18 protein-coding genes are annotated in these 20,869 nt (G+C 35.4%); 9 read left to right on the top strand and 9 right to left on the bottom strand.

The genetic code is table 11. The features are described from left to right. Nucleotides 1–67: 67 nt before the first annotated feature. Nucleotides 68–658 (bottom strand): helix-hairpin-helix domain-containing protein, encoded by a 591-nt coding sequence (locus tag DLJ74_RS08420; protein WP_109984139.1) that lies wholly within the window; start codon nt 656–658, stop codon nt 68–70. Between the two features lie 105 nt (nt 659–763). Here DLJ74_RS08420 and comER point away from each other — a divergent pair, with 105 nt between their 5' ends. Beyond that, nucleotides 764–1,588: a late competence protein ComER gene (gene comER / locus DLJ74_RS08415; protein ID WP_109984138.1), complete on the top strand. Its 825-nt coding sequence runs from the start codon at nt 764–766 to the stop codon at nt 1,586–1,588. A gap of 93 nt (nt 1,589–1,681) precedes the next feature. Here comER and DLJ74_RS08410 read toward each other — a convergent pair whose 3' ends face one another. Both DLJ74_RS08410 and ku read right to left on the bottom strand, forming a co-directional pair. Continuing rightward, the gene (locus tag DLJ74_RS08410; protein ID WP_054859251.1) at nt 1,682–1,861 is read right to left on the bottom strand and encodes an H-type small acid-soluble spore protein; all 180 of its coding nucleotides are present in this window, start codon (nt 1,859–1,861) and stop codon (nt 1,682–1,684) included. An 18-nt stretch (nt 1,862–1,879) separates the two neighbouring features. Further along, nucleotides 1,880–2,722, bottom strand: a complete 843-nt coding sequence (ku, locus tag DLJ74_RS08405) for a non-homologous end joining protein Ku (RefSeq protein ID WP_109984137.1) — start codon at nt 2,720–2,722, stop codon at nt 1,880–1,882. Between the two features lie 92 nt (nt 2,723–2,814). Between ku and ligD the strand changes: the two genes are divergently transcribed. Then, the gene (gene ligD, locus DLJ74_RS08400) at nt 2,815–4,572 is read left to right on the top strand and encodes a DNA ligase D (protein ID WP_245902320.1); all 1,758 of its coding nucleotides are present in this window, start codon (nt 2,815–2,817) and stop codon (nt 4,570–4,572) included. A gap of 155 nt (nt 4,573–4,727) precedes the next feature. Beyond that, nucleotides 4,728–5,084 (top strand): hypothetical protein, encoded by a 357-nt coding sequence (locus DLJ74_RS08395; RefSeq protein ID WP_109984135.1) that lies wholly within the window; start codon nt 4,728–4,730, stop codon nt 5,082–5,084. 66 nt (nt 5,085–5,150) lie between these two features. On the opposite strand, the gene DLJ74_RS08390 is transcribed toward DLJ74_RS08395, so the two are convergent. Together DLJ74_RS08390 and DLJ74_RS08385 are read right to left on the bottom strand one after the other, a co-directional pair. Further along, on the bottom strand, nt 5,151–11,048 hold the full coding sequence (locus DLJ74_RS08390; RefSeq protein ID WP_109984134.1) for a lamin tail domain-containing metallophosphoesterase family protein: 5,898 nt from the start codon (nt 11,046–11,048) through the stop codon (nt 5,151–5,153). Between the two features lie 142 nt (nt 11,049–11,190). Beyond that, the gene (locus DLJ74_RS08385; RefSeq protein ID WP_109984133.1) at nt 11,191–11,994 is read right to left on the bottom strand and encodes a metallophosphoesterase; all 804 of its coding nucleotides are present in this window, start codon (nt 11,992–11,994) and stop codon (nt 11,191–11,193) included. Between the two features lie 152 nt (nt 11,995–12,146). Between DLJ74_RS08385 and DLJ74_RS08380 the strand changes: the two genes are divergently transcribed. The 5 genes from DLJ74_RS08380 to DLJ74_RS08360 all read left to right on the top strand — a co-directional run bounded on the left by DLJ74_RS08380 (nt 12,147) and on the right by DLJ74_RS08360 (nt 15,482). Continuing rightward, nucleotides 12,147–12,686, top strand: a complete 540-nt coding sequence (locus DLJ74_RS08380) for an RNA polymerase sigma factor (protein WP_109984132.1) — start codon at nt 12,147–12,149, stop codon at nt 12,684–12,686. Then, a complete protein-coding gene (locus tag DLJ74_RS08375) occupies nt 12,686–13,114 on the top strand; it encodes an anti-sigma factor (RefSeq protein ID WP_109984131.1) in 429 nt (142 codons plus the stop codon). The genes DLJ74_RS08380 and DLJ74_RS08375 overlap by 1 nt, the downstream gene beginning before the upstream one ends. After that, nucleotides 13,114–14,199, top strand: coding sequence for a hypothetical protein (locus tag DLJ74_RS08370; RefSeq protein ID WP_109984130.1), 1,086 nt, complete (start codon nt 13,114–13,116; stop codon nt 14,197–14,199). Before DLJ74_RS08375 ends, DLJ74_RS08370 begins: the two co-directional genes overlap by 1 nt. Next, complete coding sequence (locus tag DLJ74_RS08365; RefSeq protein ID WP_109984129.1) at nt 14,199–15,056, top strand: LiaF transmembrane domain-containing protein; 858 nt, start codon at nt 14,199–14,201, stop codon at nt 15,054–15,056. The genes DLJ74_RS08370 and DLJ74_RS08365 overlap by 1 nt, the downstream gene beginning before the upstream one ends. A gap of 93 nt (nt 15,057–15,149) precedes the next feature. Further along, nucleotides 15,150–15,482 carry a thioredoxin family protein gene (locus DLJ74_RS08360; protein WP_109984128.1) on the top strand — a complete coding sequence of 111 codons (333 nt, stop codon included), beginning with the start codon at nt 15,150–15,152 and terminating at the stop codon, nt 15,480–15,482. Nucleotides 15,483–15,527: 45 nt separating this feature from the next. Here the strand turns inward: DLJ74_RS08360 and DLJ74_RS08355 are convergent, their stop codons facing one another. From DLJ74_RS08355 to DLJ74_RS08340, 4 genes are all read right to left on the bottom strand, one after another. Next, on the bottom strand, nt 15,528–16,703 hold the full coding sequence (locus tag DLJ74_RS08355; protein ID WP_109984127.1) for a peptidase: 1,176 nt from the start codon (nt 16,701–16,703) through the stop codon (nt 15,528–15,530). Between the two features lie 150 nt (nt 16,704–16,853). Then, complete coding sequence (locus tag DLJ74_RS08350; RefSeq protein WP_109984126.1) at nt 16,854–18,017, bottom strand: HD-GYP domain-containing protein; 1,164 nt, start codon at nt 18,015–18,017, stop codon at nt 16,854–16,856. A 481-nt stretch (nt 18,018–18,498) separates the two neighbouring features. Continuing rightward, nucleotides 18,499–18,594 (bottom strand): putative holin-like toxin, encoded by a 96-nt coding sequence (locus DLJ74_RS08345; protein ID WP_219987224.1) that lies wholly within the window; start codon nt 18,592–18,594, stop codon nt 18,499–18,501. A 196-nt stretch (nt 18,595–18,790) separates the two neighbouring features. Continuing rightward, a complete protein-coding gene (locus tag DLJ74_RS08340) occupies nt 18,791–19,474 on the bottom strand; it encodes an RluA family pseudouridine synthase (protein ID WP_109984124.1) in 684 nt (227 codons plus the stop codon). Nucleotides 19,475–19,887: 413 nt separating this feature from the next. On the opposite strand from DLJ74_RS08340, the gene DLJ74_RS08335 reads away from it, so the two are divergent. Then, nucleotides 19,888–20,865 (top strand): BMP family lipoprotein, encoded by a 978-nt coding sequence (locus DLJ74_RS08335; protein WP_109984123.1) that lies wholly within the window; start codon nt 19,888–19,890, stop codon nt 20,863–20,865. Nucleotides 20,866–20,869 lie beyond the last annotated feature (4 nt).

The raw sequence follows: 20,869 nt of genomic DNA, 5'->3' as shown, positions 1-20,869 counted from the left end.
CACTCCTCGTTTTTCAAACTTCTATCTTTTAAAGTGTACCGATTCCTTGTACAAGCGTCAATAAGAGCTAAGGAATTTGAACAAAATCGCGAATGTTATCTAGTGTTTTTTCACCAATACCATTAACCTTTGTTAGGTCCTCTATTTTTTCAAACCTTCCATTCGTCTCACGGAAATCGATCATCGCATTTGCCTTTACCTCCCCAATACCTGGTATTTGCATGATTTCTTCCTTTGTAGCCGTATTGATTTTAATTTTCCCGTCTGATTGAACTGCCGATTGAGCTCCAATACTCCCCTCTTCTCCCTTCTTTGGTATTATGATCACCATCTCATCATAAACACGTTCAGCCATGTTTATTGCGGACGGATCTCCTTTTTTAGTTAAACCTCCTGCGATCTTTATCACATCCTGAACTCTGTCTACTGCTTCCATTTGATAAACGCCTGGTTTTGCTATTTCACCCTTCACATCGACCATGACTACTTGCTCTTCATTCCCCTTTTCTATACGATCGATTTCTTCAACAGTTGTTTCGGTATTTTCTGTCATTATAAAATTCTCTGATTGGTTTGTATCACTAGGATTGACGTATATCCAAATAGCTACAACCAATATGATTACAGCAAAATACCAGTATTTTTTTAACCAATACATATTATCAGCCCCTTATCATAGAATGGTATAGTTAATCATAAAAATAAGGTAAGATTGTTTCCTTCACTAAGTGGGAAACTGAAACAAAAGCGGGAGGCGAATACATTGAAATGGGGAATCATCGGAACGGGAAATATGGGAAAGGTATTAATACATGCCTTTCTACAATCTAAGTTATTGGATCAAAGAGACTTATTTGTAACCAATCGAACAGTTGAGCGAGCATATGAGCTGAAGGAAACATATCCTCATATCCAGGTGAAAGATGATCCGTTTACACTGATTGACTCAGTAGATACTGTATTTATCTGTGTAAAGCCAGTGGATATGGTTCCATTATTAAAAGAGATCAGTCATCGACTCAATCAACATCATTTGTTAGTGTCCATTACAAGCCCGGTATCTGTTCAGGAGATTGAAAGCCTTGTCGATTGTCAGGTAGCCAGAATGATTCCGAGCATTACAAATCAAGCCCTTGCTGGTGTCTCACTTCTAACATTTAGTGAAAAGATCGATCATGATCGTAAGCAACTTTTTATCAAGAGATGTCGAAGTTTTTCGGAACCACTGGAGATAAAGGAAGATATTGTGAGGATTTCTTCTGATATTGTTTCTTGTGGACCAGCATTTTTCGCCTTTTTAGCTCAAAGTTTTATTGAGAATGCAAATGAATTAACGGAAATCACAAAAGAAGATGCCACATTGCTAATGGAGAAAATGTTTATTGGCTTTGGAAAGCTTCTAGCAACAGAACAATTTACATTACCGGAATTAATCGAAAAGGTTTGTGTAAAGGGTGGTATTACAGGGGTTGGTATAGCAGCGATAGAGGCTCATACAGATAATCCTTTTCATCATTTAATTAAGGGAACACATGAAAAGTTTCACACAGAAAAAGCACATATACAATCTTCCATTCACTACTCCTAAATTATACTACAGTTTACTAGATATGGATAGTATTTCTATATAAAAAACTCGGCATTAGTTTTGTTAAGTTTTTGTAATGCCGAGTTTTCTTTTTTATTGTTCTAATAGCTCGTCTACTGTTACACTCCATTTGCTTGTTTTATTATTTAATGGATGAACAGTCGCTTTTCCACTATTTTGGTCGACATGTTCAATATAGACATTTGTCCCATTATAAGTAACTTGACACATTTCGCTTGCATTCGCAATTTCTTGTGCTCTTTTGGCATCCATCGTCTAACCTCCTTCTTATTATCCTGTCTTTGTCGTCGATTTTTTCTTTTTGGTGGTTGTCTTCCGTTTTGTACCTTTCTTCTGAGTAGTTTTCGTTTTCTTTAATGATTTCTCCAATGCTTCCATAAGATCTGTTACATTGTCCTTTTTCTTCGGTTCCTTCGCTGTTGAGATCTCCTCACCATTCTTCTTGCGCTCGATCAGTTCAAGTAATGCAGAACGATATTCATCCTTATATTTGGTCGGTTCAAATTCTGTTGTTAATTGATCTATAAGCATTTTAGCCGTATCAAGTTCTTTTCCGGCTACATCGGTTTCTTCCGGAACATTTGGTACCTCTTTAAAATCTCTCACTTCATCAGGAAAATAAATGGTTTCCATCACAAGTGTGTTTTGATAAAAACGAATGATCGCTAAATGCTCCTTTGAACGAATCGTGATTTTAGCTAATCCGATTTTCTTCGTATCTTTTAAAGCTTCTCGTAATAACGCATATGCTTTGGTACCACCTTCATTTGGTGAAAGATAATAACTCCTATCAAAATAAATCGGATCAATTTCTTCTAATTTTATAAAATCCATGATTTCAACAGTTTTATCCTGTTTTTCGTCCTTAATCGCCTTTAAATCTTCTTCCTCTAAAATAACAAATTTATTGGTTGTGTACTCAAAGCCCTTCACAATATCTTCATTCCCTACTTCCTTATCACAAACAGGACAAACTTTCTCATATTTTAATGGGGAATGACATTCCTTATGAAGATTTCGTAGAGAAATATCCTTGTTCTCTGTTGCGGAATGAAGACTAACCGGAATATTAACTAAACCGAAGCTTATCGTACCTTTCCACATCGTATGCATGCATTCATCACTCCTCTTGTATTCCTAGCATTTGCAATGTCTTAATAAAAATTCAAAAATAAGCAAATATATAAGGAGAAAGGGTGTTGACAATGTGGAAACCAATGTTACCGACGCTTGTTGAGGAAATAAATAAGCAGAAGGATTGGATCTATGAAATAAAATATGATGGCTTTCGTTGCGGAATTGAGTGGACTGCAGAGAAGATCACATTATGGAGCCGTAATGGCAAGGATCTCACCTTTCAATTTCCTGAAATCGTCTCTACTTGTTTAATTCTCCAAAAGAATATTGAAAAGCAACTTCCGATTTTTTTAGATGGAGAGCTTGTTATCCTAAGAACGCCATATCAAGCTAACTTCTCTTCTATTCAGACAAGAGGAAGAACTCGTTCTAAAGTAAAAATACAACAATTAAGCAAACAGCGACCAGTAAGCTTCCTCTGTTTTGACCTATTACTGCTGAATGATCAAACCCTTCAATCACAAACACTTTTAGACCGAAGAAAACAATTAGAGCAATTATTTAAGCAATTCACGGTGGAGCAGAGGCAGCTACTTCTCATTCACTCCTTTAAGAAGCTCAATGAAATAGAAGAAATCAGTTTCTTCCATCAAGCAGAGGGAATTGTCGCAAAAAATATCCATTCAACCTATATCGAAGGAAAAAGAACGAGACAATGGATAAAATGGAAAAATTATCGAACTGTACAAGGTGTAATAAGTGGATGGAATCTGACAAATGATTATTTTGATGTAAAATTAGACAAGAATGAAGAACTAGGAAAAATCAAACATGGCTTTGCTCAAGAAGATAAAAAAACCTTAACTAATTTCATCCAAGCAAATGGTCGTAAACAGGGCACGCATTGGTACGTAACACCTAGTGTTTGCATAGATATTAATTGTTTAGATGTGAAGGACGGAGAGATAAGAGAACCAGTTTTTCGATCTTTTCGGTTTGATCTATCTCCAACAGATTGTACGGTGGAGATGGTTCGGTTAGGGTTAGCCCAGCTACCTAAAGAAATTGACTTAACTAAGCCCAATAAAGAACTATTTCCCCAGATCACGAAACTTGATTATCTTGTCTATTTGAGGAATGTCGCCCCTTTCTTACTACCTAGATTACAAAACAAACGTTTAACGATGATCCGCTATCCTGATGGAATCGATCAACATTCCTTTTATCAAAAGCATTTACCTGATTATGCTCCTGAGTTTATCGATTATATTTTATCTGAGGATGGGGAAAAGGATTTATTGTGTAATACACTTGAAAGTTTGTTATGGTTCGGTAATCATGGAGGATTAGAATTTCATATTCCTTTTCAAACGGTTCACTCTGCTTACCCTGATGAAATGGTATTTGATCTCGATCCACCAAGTCTAGAGTATTTTTCGTATGCTGTAATGGCCGCCCATTTGATTAAGGATATGGTGGAAGGAGAAGGTTTTACTCCATTAATAAAAACATCAGGTAGGACAGGTCTACAAATTCATTTACCATTGCGAGAGAAAATGATGACATTTGAGGAGACGAGAGATTTTATGCGAGCTGTAGCAGAAGTGCTTGTTCAACAATATCCAGATTGTTTTACGATAGAACGATTAAAAAAGAAACGCAAAAATCGTCTTTATATTGACTATGTACAACACGCTGAGGGAAAGACAATAATTGCTCCCTATTCTACTCGAGCCACCAAGGAAGCTACTGTCGCAACACCTTTGTTTTGGGAGGAAGTAGATGAGAAGTTAGATCCGAGAGATTATACGGTAAATACAGTTCCTGAGCGTCTTGTAAAAAAAGGCTGCCCTTTTCTTATGTCACCTCCAAGTAAGATGGATTAATACACCATTTTCTGATAATACTGTGAGGAAAGTCTACTTTATTTCCTCCTATTACGACAATTTGCTAAAATATTAGTGGGACTTCATCTGATTAGATAGCAGGCTGTTTTATAGCAAGAGTGGTTGTTACTTGGATAAATCTTATGGGGGAATATATGTATACTAAAATTTATCTTGATGTTCTGAAGAAGAATTTTATGATTGTTATAATGGTAATCCCATTATTGGTCTTAACCTTTTTTATATGGGTAGGTATTCCCATATACATAATCGGCAATACCGTAGCTGATTTAACTGCTAATTTAGGAGTTATCCATTCTTCTATTTCACTCTCCGTTGGATTATTGTTTTCATTGTTTTTTGTGCCTATCAACTGGAAAGTTGCTAGACGCTTAGCAAAAATAAAAGAATGGACCGTAATGAATGCTTTTTTAAGGTTAGAAATAATTTGGATAATATTTATTTCACTAGTTTTTGAAATAATCGTCATTATCATTTATTGGGGCCTTTAGCTGAATGTAAAAAGGAGCTTGACTTGAAATGCAAGCTCCTTTTTTCTTACAAATTTCTACTCCATTTTAGTTAGAATACTTTTGCTTCTGCCGCTTCTGTCTTTGCCATATGAAAAGGATTATTCCCATTACGAGTAGAACCATACTGCCTAACAAAAGATTATATATGTTTGTCGCAGTATCTGGTAGCGAAATACCCTGCTTACTAGTCAGAGGCTCTTTGTCTTGATTTTTATTCACTCGAATTATTTTATCTGATTCCGAATGTTTCTCTATTTCATCCTGATTGTCGATTTCATTCCCTTTTTCATCTTGTATTGGATTAACTTCTGGCTTGGTTGGAGGTTGCTCTTGATCATTATCCCCCGTACCTGTACCTTCATCTTGATTATTTTCATCATGCTCGCCTTCAGATACATCATCCCTTCCTTTTATAAGAGACCAAATAGACGATCTTGTAGAGCCAGAATACTGATCTGTAATTCGGGTATACCAGTAGTAGGTCTTCCCCTCTTCTAACCCAGACCATGTTATTTCTGCGGTATCTCCACTTGCAACATTTTGAACAGTACCTATCTCAGAATTGGTGTACACATTAACCACAAAGGAATCTGTAGCTACACGTTTTTCCTTTGGTGTTAGATCTAGATCAATCATAAATTCATCCTTGTTCGGATACTCATCTGTATCATAGTAATTGTAATCGTCCATATATGGTGAATACGTATTAACAAAAATTCGGTTATTCGTTGAATCAAAATGTAACAAACGCATATACCCTTGACCACCTTCAGGTCCTGCTTGATAATCTGCTAACATCTGATAAACAGTTCGGTCGGGCGTTCCGTCTCCATCATCATCGATTTCATCTATCAAGGTTTGAGCTTCATGATAATGACCAGACAAGACTGCCATTACATTTTCATTTGGAATAACGACTTCATTGTACAGTTTTTCACCTAAAGGATGGCGTGTTCCAGTTGCTTGTAAATATTCATGAAAGGTTAATATCGCCATGCGATCGGGATATTGAGCTAGTATCTCATTCATCCACGCAATTCCCTCCTCATCAATACCCCAGCCTAAATACATCATAATAAAGTCATTGCCATTAACCGAAATTAAATCATAATGTCCTCTGTTATTGAGATAGGAACCACCATAGTACGGTTTTTCCATAAAACGATCCTCACCAAAGTATTTATAATATTCTGTGTAGTCATTATCTTTTTGCAATACATCATGATTTCCTGCAAGCACCCCATATGGAATATTAGCATCGTCCAATGTCTTCATATACTCATCCGCATGTAACCACTGGTATTCTTGGTCTGCTTCATCGACTAAATCACCACTATGAAAGACATATTCGATGTTCATTTTTTCTTGATTTTCGGCAATCCATTGAGTTTGTCTATCATAAATATGCGGATAGCTTTCCGAATAATATTGTGTATCAGACATCCAAACAAAGGTATAATCATATTGATTTGGATTTGCAGGAATTTCATCCTGAATGATAACATGAATGGTATGGTTGTCTGCATACTTAGTCACTTCCACATAACCACTTAACGTAAAGTCATCAGTGCCTGCAATTTGGTAGTCGATCAAATCCCATTGCGCTTTTTCGATGTTCCATGCATACATGGAGACCTTCCTACCTTCTAATGAATGACCATTCCATACTAATTCTACTTGATCATCGTTATTAACCGATTCATCTAAAGTGACATCAAAGCGATGATAAGGAAATTCAGTCGTAGAATCTGTTACTAAGTATTTCCCATCTTGTTCGGAAGCAAGCTTCAATTCTTGATCCGACAATTCAGCCTGAGCGGAGATCTTCTTGGTTGCAGGTGGCTCCGTTTTAGCTGTACTTTGATAGGATATAACGGAGCTTTTATCGGATGGTTTATATTGAAATGCCTGATAAAAACCAACATCTAATTGATCTCCCATTGGGTCCTTGACTTTGACTCGTAGTTTCGGATCACCAATTTGAGTATCCGTTTGGTTGTTTGGTTCTGTTGGATTTTCCTCTACTGTATGGAACATTATTTCTTCGATTTTTGCGTTTCCAACTTTATCAATCGCTTTGATTTTCAACACGTGCTCTCCAGGTGCTAAGGAGCCAGACGATGTCATATATGGAAGGGTGATTTCTTCGTTATCTAACCATGCTTGATAACTGTCCACTCCAGCTATTTCGTCCGTTATTTCTGCATTGATCTCAAACTCACCTTTATAGGACCTATTTTCTTCCATATTGGGGCTGATGATTGGTGCCGTGTTATCGACAAATACCTTTCTTTCGATTAATTTAGTATTTTGAAGAATTTGTACGCGATGAGAACCATCTTCCACCGTAGTCGTATCCCATTGATAAGCTAAAGAATTTGCTAACCCATCCGTAATGGTAAATGTGAAATGCTCCGCTATCCGCTCTGTTCCATCATCCCCCATATCTAACACATCCGACGGATCCGGATGTGACGGATCTGTTAAAACCGTACCATCTGTCATCACTAACCGAACATTACGAAGATTAAAATCATCTCGATTCTCGCCAGGGTCTCCCTCCCATGGAGTAGCTTTATTACCAGCACGAATTGTAATAGTATTATCACCTAACTGCAGTTTTGTTGGATCAATGGGAACCGTAATCGTTTCCCATTGGGCCATCCAATCATCGAAAATATGGACAATCTCATCCCCTATTGTGACACCATTTTGGAAATAAGTGTTAATTCCGCTAACTTCAAATGCTAAATACGCTTGATGTTCCACAGCTTTATACGTATCGTTGATTACTTGTTCGTCAATTTTCATTATTAAGTCATCTGAGCTACTCTTCTCAGCTGTCCCCTTTATGATGGATTTACCAGATAAAATTTGCTCATTCTCTACATTCAATCTGAGAGGACTTTGATCCAGGTCACTTGCCACTCGGATCGTTTCAATGCCGCTTTTTACACTGTTCGTACCATCTGATGCTTGAAAATAATATTCTACATATTCTTTTCCTATGATTTCGGGAGCATAAATGCGATACTGATAAACCCCTTTTTCTTCACTCTCTTCCAGTAAGGCCTCTTTAAATTCTTTTTCATCCTCGGTTCGATAATACACAGCTACCGTTTTAACCTCTTGATTATCATTGGCACTTACTTGTAAATCAATGTTTTCCGTATGATTCACCTGAGAAATGGTCGTTATATTATCGATTTCTGGTGCTATTGTATCTTGTTGTTTTTGAACAGGTTCGTTCGGAACTTGATAGTCCTCTACTGTGCCAGGTGTTGCATCTAATTCACCTGCACTTATTTTTTCCATTACATTCGTCTTATCTACTGGATATCTATAAACAATTCCCTTATTTGCGACAACATCATCCACATTTTCTGTGTCATTATAGTAAGCGATGGAATATTCAATTCCTGTATTGGAAGCAATAATTAAACCTCTTGTGCTACCATTAGCCATCCCTGCTGATTCAATACGAACAATATCCTGATTCTCCACTAACTGGGAGCTAAAATTCGCATTGAAATCTGCTACTGTTTGATCATTATTGTGACCATTAATGATCCAGAAAACAAGTGTTTCCTTTGCTGGAATTACGACATCATCTGGAATAGATGGCCAAATCACATCACTTTCTGGATCAGTACCATAACGATATTGGATCTTGTAATCCTTTAAATTAATCGGTTGATCTGTATTATTATAAATTTCAATAAATTCATAGCCGTCAGCAGACCCTGTGTTTGTCGTATCAGGTACAACCTCTGTTACTAGTAATGGTGGTAATGCTTGAGAATCAATTTTCTCCTGATCAATTTGAATCGTAAATTCCTCTGTTTTACTCTTATTTCTACCATCTGTTGCTTCTATATAATAAGTAAGGTTTTCATCCACATGATTACCAGGTATCTCTACTGTATATTGTGAGGGATTTTCAGGATCTATCGACATTGGTAGACTGATATATTCAGAGTCTTTCTTCTTAACGTAAAGATTCGCTGATGGAATGGTATGATTGTCCACTATCTCTGCTTGAATCGAAATCGGCGAAAAAGCCTGTCCTTCCTTCACTTGTTTATGTGTAATCATTGGTGCTTCTTGGTCTATTTCTTCTTCTGGAACTTCTACAGACTCACTTGGTACTTGAACCTCATCTACCATGCCAGGTGTAGGGTCTGCTAGTACTTGATGCTTCTTCATTTTTGTAGCTTCTTCTAATGGATATTTATATTGAATAACCTTTCCATCATTATTATTATCTTCACCTAGATAATCAGCATAAACAACCTCGTTATTTTTGTGATCTTTAATAATTAAAGCACGATTTCCTCCATTCGCAAATCCAGGAAAGGATGAGCTATTAAATGGGATGACCTCTTCTTTTGTTAGATTAGTAGAAAATTGTTCGTTAAAAGCTTCTAGCTCGTTCTTTCCATTGTTATACCAGAATACTAATGTTTCTTCTGACGCTATATCTACGTCTGGTAATTCAAACATAATGTTCTTACTGGAGTCCGTGTAATGATAAATGAAATGATAATCGCTTAGATGTAAGGTTTGATTAGTATTATTATATAGTTCAAAGTATTCAAAATAATCGGTACCACCACCTGCTGTATTAGGTGAAATTTCTGTAATTAAAAGTTGTGGGTACTGAGTAAAATCCTCGTTGATCATTTTTTGTTCTTCTACTACTGTATTTACTTGCTTCTTTTCTTTTTCTATTTTTTTGACAGTGATCACATTTGGCGTATCTTTTGTTGGGTCAACTGCTCGATGATGTGCATTGGTTGCCATTATATAATACTCTATTTGTCCGGTTATGACTTCTTCTGCAGGTATCTCTGCATGATAGTTATTTGACTCCTGTCTTGACATTTCCACACTTCGATAGGATGCCTCTCCTTGATATCGATAGAATAATTTTGCTTGAAGACTTGAATCTGCATCATCAATGATAGCATTGATAGTAATGGTTGAATTTACATCGGCCTCAGAGACAGGCTTGGATTTGATTATTGGTGCATCACTAGCTGAAACAGTTACTGGTTTCTCAGGTATTTGTTGTTTATCGAGTTTACCAGGTGTGGGTTTTTGTTGCTGCTTGGAAGTTTGCATTGCGGTTGATTCTTGAGGATATAGGTAAGTAAGCGTCTTTCCTAGCTGAATATCTTCTTCTGAGAAGCTTGCTGAAACGATCTCTTGTTGATTATCACGAATACTAATCGTTTGCTTATTAGTATTGCTAAACGAAATAGCTTGATAGCTTATCACTTGTTCTTCCGTGAGCTTAGTTCCGTAATGGTGATTAAAGTCATCAATGGAAAGATTCCCTCCATTGTTCCAAGCAACCACTGTTTCACCTGGCTCAAGAGAAGTTGGTGGTAATTCGAGTATTTTTTCACCTGAACTAGCTGTAGAATGGAAAGAAATATTGTAATAATCTAATTGAATAGCTTGATTAGAATTATTGTAGATTTCGAAATAGGCAAATTGGTCATTTTCCTTACTAAAAGGCATGACCTCTGTAATTAGGATCGAAGGAACCTTTTGAAAATCGATAGAGGGGGTACCTTCTGCATTTTCTATCGAGGATTTCTCTACTTTCTCTTTTTTTTCGTCGATTTCAGGTATGTTTTTTTCTTGTTTTGTCGCAGACTCGGTTATTTCATTCGATTCTTCTACTTCCTTTGTAGATGATTTGTCTTCCTCGTTATGTATCTGATTTGGTTTCCGAGTTAATTGTTTGTCTTTACTTTCAACTGATTGCTGTCCCGAAGTTTCAGCAGAGCGTTCTTCATCTGTATTTTCCTCGATTTTCTGATTTGGACTAGCTTGTACGACTGAAAAATGAACAAATACATGAGAAAATAAAATGCATGTAATTAAAAAAACGGAAAATAATCGTGCCACTTTTTTCTTATTTCTTTTCCTCATTTGTTAAGACCTCCTGTTTCTATACTACTAACAGTATAAATGGAGGATATTAAGAAAGTTTAAAAAAATTGTAAAAATTGCAAAAAAGATGACATTGTTATGTCATTTCTTCTACCAAATTGTAATAAAGTGGGGCCCCCTATTATCGATTTGTACCGTAAATGGTCAAAAAAGATAATTGACTCTGATTAAGAAACCTTATTGGAAGCCTAGTAGTGCCTAGACCACTATCAATATAAAGGTACTTTCCCTTTTCATGCTGGAAAATCCCTTTATCCAGACTTGGGAATAAGCCTTGGTCTGGAGAAATAATGGCACCTAAGAAAGGGAGTCTTATTTGTCCGCCATGTGTATGACCACATAATATAAGGTCAGCTAGCTTTGCAGCCTTCCTATTAATGATTTCTGGTGAGTGTGAGAGCAATATACGATAACCCTCCTTTATAAATAAGCTTTCTGTCAACTGATCATTTCCCGTTGCCGCATCTGCTACCCCTACTAAGCAGATTTGGCATCGCTTGAGCTTAACAATTACTCTTTTATTATCAAGAAGTTTAACATTTCTTTGTCTTAAGCTGTTTATAAATTCCTCCCCTCTAGGATGGTCCCATTCATGGTTACCTGACACAAAATAGACGTATTGATGACTTTTAGCTAGTTGTTCAACAAAAGCAAGGATGCCCGAAAAATCTTTCGTTTTTCGATCAATCAAGTCACCGGTGAGTACGATCAGATCGGGATGAAAATTTATAATTTTTTGCAATAGTCTCGTATATTGATTAAAAAATATTTTGTTATGTATATCCGTTAATTGAACTAAACGAAATGTTTCGTCTTTTAGTCTATCTGTACCAATCGAAAGACGATTTATTTTCCAAACATTTGTATCATAGTAGCTTTTAATAAGGAGACCCCCAATGACTAATCCGGCCAAAATCTTCTTCATTTTATCACCTAACCTCTATAATTCCTTCCTACTTCAGTTATTGTTATTATAGCATTGTACATTTTATTCTTAAAAAAACTTTCAAAAGAATGTAGTATTTTTGATTTTTTCATCGTCTATATTACAGAGAACTACAGAGAGGGGGGAGAGCAATTCAAGAGGATGCTTTAATTAAGAAGGTTCAGCAGGGAAATCAGCAAGCGTTACGGATACTTATTGAACGTTATAAACACCATGTATTTAAAGTGATTTATCATGTTGTCCGTAACCCTAAGGACGCTGAGGACCTTGCACAGGAAACATTTATTAAGATGGTCGATGCTCTCCCTTCCTATCAAAATCAAGGTTTTACGACGTGGCTCAGTCGAATTGCCGTACATAAAGCTATTGATTTTAACCGAAAGAAGCAGCGTCAGAAAGAAGACCTAACTTTTTTTGATCAAGATTATCAATTAACAGATGGCCATAATCCAGAGGAACAATATTTAGCAAAACACGAACGAGAGATGGTCAGAGCTGCCATTATGGAAATGCCGGATAAATTGCGACTAGTGGTGCAACTTTATCATTTAGAGGGCTTATCTTATAAAGAAATATCGGATCAGTTAAATATGAAAGAATCAACAATAAAAATGCGGTTATATCGTGCAAGAAATTGGATGAAGGAAAACTGGAAGAAGGAGGATTTCTGATGAAACATATTCCTAAAGAGCAAATGAACTTATATATTCTTGATCAATTAACGGATGAGAATCGAAAGACAATGGAGAATCATCTATATAGCTGTGAAGCATGTCTAGATAGTTATCTCCAGCTTATGGAAAATAGTCTAGTTGAGGACTCAGTGTCTGATTTCTTTACAGAAAAAACAATAGCAAGGATTCAGCATGATTCAAAACCATCATCCAAAAGCTCAAATGCTTCTTCCTTGTTCTCTAAAAGTATTATTCACTATGTTCTAGCAGCCGGTTTGACCTTGATTCTCATGTTTTCTGGAGTATTTGATAATATGATCAGTCTCACGGATAGAGCAGAAGTAAGCCCAAAGCAATCGTTAACTGAACAACTCATGAAAAAAACAGATCAATTATTAGAGGAAATGAAAGGAGATCATAACTAATGACAAAATCACCCATACTCGCTTTATTTCTTGCCTTGTTTCCGGGCTTTGGTCATATTTATTTAGGATATCGATGGAGAGGAGTGTTATATACTTTATTCTTCTTAGGTTCCCTTTTTTGTGGATTTATTGCAGGAATCATTGTCTACTCCGATACCTTGTTTATTGGATTTTTCTTAATTGCAGCGATAGTTTGGCTTATCAATATGATGGATATTGTCATGACACTTGTGATGAAAAAACAAGGAGGACTCGCGGGCACAACAAACAATGATCAAGCATTTACCCTAGAAGACCCTAAACAAAAGGAACGCTTTTCTACGATATTATTATCGTTTATTCCTGGAATTGGTCACTTCTATTTAGGATTAACCTATCGAGGACTTACCATACTTGCAGCATTTTTTGGTATTATTGCAATGGTGTTTTTTGTGAGTGTACTAACGAGTAGTATTTTCTTAATCTTTCTCCTTGCGATTCCTATCATTTGGATCTACAGCATGTTTGACGTAATCCAGTTGTTGAACAAAAAACAACAAGGTATTGATTTATTAGATACGACCATTTTTGATGATTTTGATAGGTTTCGTGATGATAGCAAAAAAAGCAGAATGCTAACTACCTTATTGGCAATCTTCCCGGGTGCGGGACATATGTATTTAGGCTTGCAAAATCGCGGTTTACAATTAATGGCTTCTTTTCTACTTTCCATCTATATTCTTGACGTATTACATTTAAGTATATTTTTGTTTGTTATCCCTATTATCTGGTTTTTTAGTTTTTTTGATGCCTTACAGCTAATTAATCGATCCCATGATCAAGAGTTGGAGGATATTCCAGTATTTAAACATTTAGCCAATTACCAAAAATGGTTAGGGATTGGCCTTATATTGTTAGGAGTATTTTATCTGATTGATAGTACCTTCCTCCCTATTATCGCAGATAATCTAAGGGAAATATTTAATATTGATGTATGGTACTATTATCAGCAATACTTCCAAGTCAGTATTGTATGCTTCCTATTAATCCTAGGCGGAATTAAATTGATATCCGGCTCTAAAAAGAAAGAGAAGGTGAAGAAATAATGAGAAAATGGCGTGTTGGCTCTATTTCCATGGGACTTTCCTTAATTGCACTAGGTGTAACCTTATTTTTATCCCAGCTATATAACTGGGAGGTAACGACCTTTATACTTTCTTGGATTCCAATACTCCTAATTATATTAGGCATTGAAATATTAATATATTTGCTGTTATCAAAACAAGAGCAACCTATCGTAAGATATGACGTTTTTTCTATCTTGTTTATCCTTTTTATAGGTGTCCTGACACTTGGTATTTACTTTGTTACTTCGACAGGGCTTGTGACAACGGTAAAAGAATATGTAGACACAGAAGAAGTGAACGGAATGTTGCCAGAAGTAAATCAAAAGCTAAGTAAGGACATTAAAAAAGTGGTCATTGATGCGAATAATAATGGGATTGAATTGGAAGCAAACGAAACAGACGAAGTGAATATATTTGGAAGCTTTCGGTCTAATTATGAAACAAAGCTCTCACAGGATGATTATATTTCCATTAATAAAGTTGGAGATACTCTATATATCGAAATACTCTCCCCTCCTTCTAAAAATCGAATGAACCATCATTTTGTTAACTATGATGCTACTATTTCGATCCCGGGAAACAGAAAGGTAGAAGCTCGAACTTATCTTCACGAGGTTAACCTAGATTTGGCTAAATTAAAAGCAGATTGGTATATCGCCAATGCTGATATTGCATTATTAAGTGATGGAGAAGATGCTAATGTAAAAGTGACAACAGATCAACCTTATGATGAGACAAAGTCAACGGAAGGTGAAGATTTGAAAAAGAAAACGTATGGAGATGGAACGCATTCTCTTTACTTTCAGCATGTGAACAGTATTAAAGCCGTACCTTAAAATAGCATAGCAAGTTTCAGAAGCATTCAGCTTCCAATCAGCGTGTTTTTAATATACACTTGTTTTACTAATAATTAAGAGGCAGGTTACAAAGTGAACGAATTCGGCTCCATTTATTATCAAGAGGATTTGGACCATCTTATTCAAAATCATACGCTTAGTCTATTGTTCGTTTCGCAGAAAAATTGTAGTGTTTGTCAGAGTCTTTTGCCACTAATTAAACAGGTTATGCAGAAGTATCCTATGGTCAAACTTGGTTATATCCGTGCAGATCAATTTCCAAGTATTGCAGGGATATATTCGATATTTACCGCCCCAGCTGTTTTGTTTTTTGTCGAAGGAAAGGAATACTTTCGGGATGTTCGCTTTGTACCAATTCAAGCATTTTCAGAAAAAGTGAACAAAATATATTCCCATTTTTATTAAATAAAACTTTGTGATTCTTAAATGAGGAGCCTATATATAAGCTCCTCATAAGCGTTTTGACTTTGTAATGGAATAAAACAATAGCACTAGTATGATTAACGACTGACCAAGGATGATGATTGCATCCCAAAAATAGACACTATTCATTGGTAATAATAACTGAGGGATAATATTCATATAGACATACACGGCTTGTGGAAGAAAATAAAAAGCAAATAAACTAAAAGTCAAAATAATTCCACATAAGAAAAAATAGCTGTACAAACGAACGGTTCTTTTTTCCTCTTGATACACTGTAGTTGTAGTATCCTCCTTGATAAAGGGCAACCATTCTCGTAAATGTTGTTTGGCATTTTCCATAAGATTATAGCACCCAGAGATATTCTCAAAAACAAAATACAGATCTGTTTTCATATAAAAACAGCACTGGTAAATCGTTTTAATAAAGATATCTAAAGCAATCATAGACAATATTCCATGGAGGATTAGTTCATCATTTGGAAGGGTGAGTTTCCATGAAAGCGCGGTAAACAGCAATACTTGATCGAAACACATCCCGCCAAGATAGAGAATATTTCTACGATGATTCGGAAGTTTCCAAGCTGCAGTAAGATCTGTTTCCATAACTACTAGCATTACTCGATGAGCTATATTCCAATTTGTAGGCAGATTGTGAGAACGGATTGCCAAAACGTGTCCCATTTCATGTATTAATAAGAGTATTAAAGATAGAACTGCATATATTAGTACATTCCAGATCATTACATCAAAAACAAACATATCTTGATAGGTGGGTAATAATTTTGGATTTAACACAAGGAACAATATATTCATCATAAAAACTAGAAAGTATAGTTTAGATGTTACCCGATTAAATAAAAGTTTCCCAACCTTTGCAGGAATCCACTCAAAACCTCGAATTTTGTGATTTTCTTTCTTCATTTCAATTATTTTGCCATCAATCGATTGGACTAAACCTAATTCTACTAGCTGATGAGAAAAATCAAGTAAGTCTACTTCTTCCTTAGGATAAGTTTGTAATAAGCTTGCTTGAACCTGTCCCAAATTGAAACCATTGTTCATCATTTTAATTGCATCAATACAAACCTTGGGCATTTCAAAAAATTCACCAGAAATGCTTTCCTCGACAAGATAGTGCTTTTTATCTTCTTTAATCGTTAATGGGTATAGGGTTAAGGTTGATTTTAACGATATCGTCATTATTTCACCACCTAAATAGAAAGTAGGATGTTATCATGACAACATCCCACTCTCTTCATACAGAATCTACCAGTTATTAAAATATGTGCACCACCAACAAGTTACCTTATTTTGCTTAAGCTTACGAATTTTCATCGTCTCACCTCCATTTCATTCGTGTTCTTGTGTGTGATTAAAATGTTTATAATAATCCACCCAGTCTTGATAAATTTCTTTAAATAAATCGACTAGGTTGGGATCAAACTGACTTCCTTTTCCTTGCACAATTTGATCGTAAGCTACTTCTAGTGGTAGTGCCTTTCGGTATGATCTGGATGATGTCATTGCATCAAACGCATCAGCAATGGCTGTAATTCTTGACAGATGGGATATTTCCTCCCCTTTTAAACCGTATGGATAACCTTTTCCATCCCATCTTTCATGATGCTGCTCGATGACTTCGATATGTTCTGAAATCCCCTCTACTTTATGAATAGCATTAGCTCCAACAATGGGATGAGTCTTAATAATATTAAATTCCTCATCTGTTAATTTACCTGGTTTTGTTAAAATGGAATCAGGTATGTTAACTTTTCCGATATCATGTAATAAGCAAGCATAATAAAAAGTTTTTAGTTGATCCTTATTATATTTTCCTGTTGCTTTTGCTAGTATTGCAGCATAGTTTGCTACTCTTTCACTATGCCCTTTTGTATATAAATCCTTTAGTTCAAGGGTGGCAATTATTCCTTTTACTATACCATTTAACTGTCGCTCATAGGATGCTTCTGTTGCAGATACATAGTCTAAAAATCTATGTAATAATATCCACGCAACAATGGAGATAATGGATACTAATATAAGTGGAATTAACACCACAATATCCTTTAAAAAGATACCAATAATGATAAATTTTAATATTGTGCCGATAGAAACAAGATAGAAAAAATGTTTATTTACAAAAATTGGGGAAAAAAGTACAATAACTAATTCTGCTATATTGCCATTTGCATAGGAGATATCTGTACCTATGTAAGAAAGTATATCAACAACTATGTTCGTTGTAGTGAACACAAGGAAATAAATATATTTAACAGGGGCTGGATTATTCTCCTTAATTAGTTGATAAGCAATAGGTATAAGACATACTAGAACAATATATATAATAAAATCTATTATACTCTTATTATTAATTGGGGCTATTTTCCAAGGCATGTTCGGTAAAACAAAGTAATAGATAAGTTCATAGCTAAAATAAACGAAGTAAAATAGCCATAAGAACCAAATCGTTGTTCGCTTCTCTTGATTAAGTAAAAACGAATATCTGCTATTCATGTGATAATTCCTCTCTATTCCAACATATGCCGTCAAATTTCCATTTTTTTAGATAATTATTGTCATTTTCTTAAGTATAGATGAATAACAAACATCTGTAAATAAGATAGTTATTGGTAAAATGGAATAAAGAGTATCGCGCAAAAACTGTTATAACGCACAGTTTTGCATAATGAAAAGTTGACTCATGGTTTAAAAACCGTGTACAACCTTTTCATCTTTATCTTACATGATTTGATGGAAAATGACAAGATTTTTCTACCTTTTTCTGAATTAATTTGTTTTATTATCCAAAAACAAGTGACAAAGTAGTGCAACTTTTCATCTTACGTGACGTATGTTATAATAAACAGAAGAAACTCATATAATAGTAACCCACAGCTGGCACTGTGGGTTATCGATAAGCGGTTCCCCCAGAGGGTTCGGCTGCAATTGGATTGCATAGACCTCACCTAGTCACTTTTAGGGTAAATAGGGAGGTCTATTTTTTATTGATCAACGTTACAATCAAAGCGAGTAATGCAATTAAGAATGTCCCAAAACCACTAAGAACCATGAAACTCTCATACATACTCATTGGCATCCCCCCCTTCCGTTGGGGCTAGCCGACCTCTCCTTATAAGAACATTATCTTTCTAAATTATACCATAGATTATACACGAGAACAAATGTTCTATCAGTATTTATATTTTCCTAAATGCTTTTCTTTTATACATATAAATGAGATGAATCAAACTATCGCAAAGCTTGTCAGTTATCTGTTTTATTCTTTGTTATTTTATCCTTTCACTGAAAAGATCCCACGGATATTGATCGGGTGGGAAAGAATGACATAGGGTTACTTCTTTTTGAACTGGATGCGTCAATTCTAGCACATTTGACCATAAGGCGATTTGCTGGCCTGGCTTGTTCATTTTTTCTCCATATTTCTGGTCTCCATACAAAGGATAGCCCCTAGATGCAAATTGAACACGAATTTGATGTGGTCTTCCCGTTTGAAGACGAATTTTCACAAGACTTAGACCTTTGGCACTTGCTAAAACTGTATAATCCAAAATGGCTTTTTTTGCCTTTTTCTCGGATGATGCCACAATATGGGTCTTATTTTCATTGCGATCTTTCATTAAATAATCTTCAAGTGTACCAATTTCTTTATGGGGAATTCCTCGTACGACAGCGAGATAGGTTTTCTTGATTTCATTTTTTCTTATCGAATCAGATAAACGGGATGCTGCTTTTGATGTTTTAGCAAAAACCATTACTCCACCTACTGGACGGTCAAGTCGATGAACTAGTCCAAGATAAACATTTCCAGGTTTATTATATCTTCTTTTTATATCTTGCTTAAGAAAATTTAATAGATCTGGATCCTTCGACTTATCTGCTTGTACTGGGATATTTATTGGCTTTTCTACTACTAGCAAGTGATTATCCTCATATAATATTGGAACTTCCATACTTCCCTACTCCTTTTTCGATGTTATTTCTTTAGCATAACATAGTTAAACCCGAAACTGAATGTGCACACTTGTTATCAACTACTCTATATGAATTAGCACGAGTTATATGAAAATGGTTTATCTTATTATTTTCTACCTTTCGTAATCTGATTTAAATTAGTTAGAATTGTAGGCATTTTTAATACAATATAACAATGGTAACTAACGAAATTATTTTTATAGTATTAATTACCTAATAATAAGATTGTTAACGATTACTTAATGTCAGTTTTGTAAATATTTTTAATGATAAGGCTTCCAATATTGACCATTTTATATGTGGTCTGTATAATTCATTTAGGTATAAATACTTATTAATTTGGGAATTAAATAATATATTTTACCTAATTACAACATGTGGGGGTTTTCTAATGAGAAGAGTAATAGAACTATTTCTATTGTTATGCTTATTACTTTTGGCGGGTTGTTCTGAAAATGAACTATCATCCAATCTTGATAACAAACTAAGAATTGGTGTAATGCTTTCCGATGCAGGTCTTGGTGACCAATCATTTAGTGATTCAGCCTTTAATGGCTTAGAGAAAGCAAGAGAAGAATTAGGCATTCTCTTTGACTACCGTGAATTAAAGGAAGTTGGCGATTATGAAACAGGATTGCAAGAGTTAATCGATCAAGGAAATGATCTAATTGTTGGTTTAGGCTACATGATTGAAGAAGATTTAAAGAAGGTAGCAGAAAAATATCCTGATAAACAATTTGTCATTGTTGATGCTGTGGTAGATTTACCGAATGTAACAAGTGTGACATTCAAAGAACATGAAGGTAGCTTTTTAATTGGAGCAATAGCTGGTATGAGAACCAATTCTGATATTGTTGGATTTGTTGGAGGCTCAGATACTCCGCTTATTCGCAAATTTTTAAATGGCTTTAGCCAAGGTGTTGCTGCAACCAATCCTGAGGCAGTGGTACTCCACCATTTTGCAGAAGACTTTAATAATGACAAACTTGGAGAAGAATTAGCCAAGGAATTGATTAATGATGGTGCTGACTTTATTTATCCGTCAGCAGGATTTACCGGTGTAGGTGTTATAAACATTGCACAGCAGGAAGGAATTTACTCATTTGGGGTGGATTCAGATCAATATTATCTTGGTGAGAAAACAGTAGTCACCTCCATGCTGAAAAATATTGATGTAGCAATGTACAAGCTTGCCAAAGAACTTGTTGAAAATGGGCAAGTAGCTGATGGACATATTACACTTGGCTTAGCAGACGATGGTGTTGGCATCGCTCCTATTCGTGTTATTTCTCTAACTAAGGAAGAAACCGAGCAAATAGAGAAGCTTACAGAAAAAATAAAAACTAATGCTATCACCGTATCAGAATAAAGAG

The organism is Gracilibacillus dipsosauri (assembly GCF_003176895.1).
GTDB classification, from domain to species: domain Bacteria; phylum Bacillota; class Bacilli; order Bacillales; family Amphibacillaceae; genus Gracilibacillus; species Gracilibacillus dipsosauri.
Note: the sequence above shows the minus strand (reverse complement) of the source record. Positions and strands in the feature narration are given on the sequence as shown.

What these genes read in the sequence shown, in the direction of transcription:
- DLJ74_RS08335 (WP_109984123.1), top strand. Translation starts at nt 19,888, where the DNA reads ATGAGAAGAGTAATAGAACTATTTCTATTGTTATGCTTATTACTTTTG.
- DLJ74_RS08365 (WP_109984129.1), top strand. Translation starts at nt 14,199, where the DNA reads ATGAGAAAATGGCGTGTTGGCTCTATTTCCATGGGACTTTCCTTAATT.
- DLJ74_RS08420 (WP_109984139.1), bottom strand. Translation starts at nt 658, where the DNA reads ATGTATTGGTTAAAAAAATACTGGTATTTTGCTGTAATCATATTGGTT.
- ligD (WP_245902320.1), top strand. Translation starts at nt 2,815, where the DNA reads ATGTGGAAACCAATGTTACCGACGCTTGTTGAGGAAATAAATAAGCAG.
- DLJ74_RS08395 (WP_109984135.1), top strand. Translation starts at nt 4,728, where the DNA reads ATGTATACTAAAATTTATCTTGATGTTCTGAAGAAGAATTTTATGATT.
- DLJ74_RS08350 (WP_109984126.1), bottom strand. Translation starts at nt 18,017, where the DNA reads ATGAATAGCAGATATTCGTTTTTACTTAATCAAGAGAAGCGAACAACG.
- DLJ74_RS08370 (WP_109984130.1), top strand. Translation starts at nt 13,114, where the DNA reads ATGACAAAATCACCCATACTCGCTTTATTTCTTGCCTTGTTTCCGGGC.
- DLJ74_RS08390 (WP_109984134.1), bottom strand. Translation starts at nt 11,048, where the DNA reads ATGAGGAAAAGAAATAAGAAAAAAGTGGCACGATTATTTTCCGTTTTT.
- DLJ74_RS08340 (WP_109984124.1), bottom strand. Translation starts at nt 19,474, where the DNA reads ATGGAAGTTCCAATATTATATGAGGATAATCACTTGCTAGTAGTAGAA.
- ku (WP_109984137.1), bottom strand. Translation starts at nt 2,722, where the DNA reads ATGCATACGATGTGGAAAGGTACGATAAGCTTCGGTTTAGTTAATATT.
- DLJ74_RS08345 (WP_219987224.1), bottom strand. Translation starts at nt 18,594, where the DNA reads ATGAGTATGTATGAGAGTTTCATGGTTCTTAGTGGTTTTGGGACATTC.
- DLJ74_RS08375 (WP_109984131.1), top strand. Translation starts at nt 12,686, where the DNA reads ATGAAACATATTCCTAAAGAGCAAATGAACTTATATATTCTTGATCAA.
- DLJ74_RS08410 (WP_054859251.1), bottom strand. Translation starts at nt 1,861, where the DNA reads ATGGATGCCAAAAGAGCACAAGAAATTGCGAATGCAAGCGAAATGTGT.
- DLJ74_RS08385 (WP_109984133.1), bottom strand. Translation starts at nt 11,994, where the DNA reads ATGAAGAAGATTTTGGCCGGATTAGTCATTGGGGGTCTCCTTATTAAA.
- DLJ74_RS08355 (WP_109984127.1), bottom strand. Translation starts at nt 16,703, where the DNA reads ATGACGATATCGTTAAAATCAACCTTAACCCTATACCCATTAACGATT.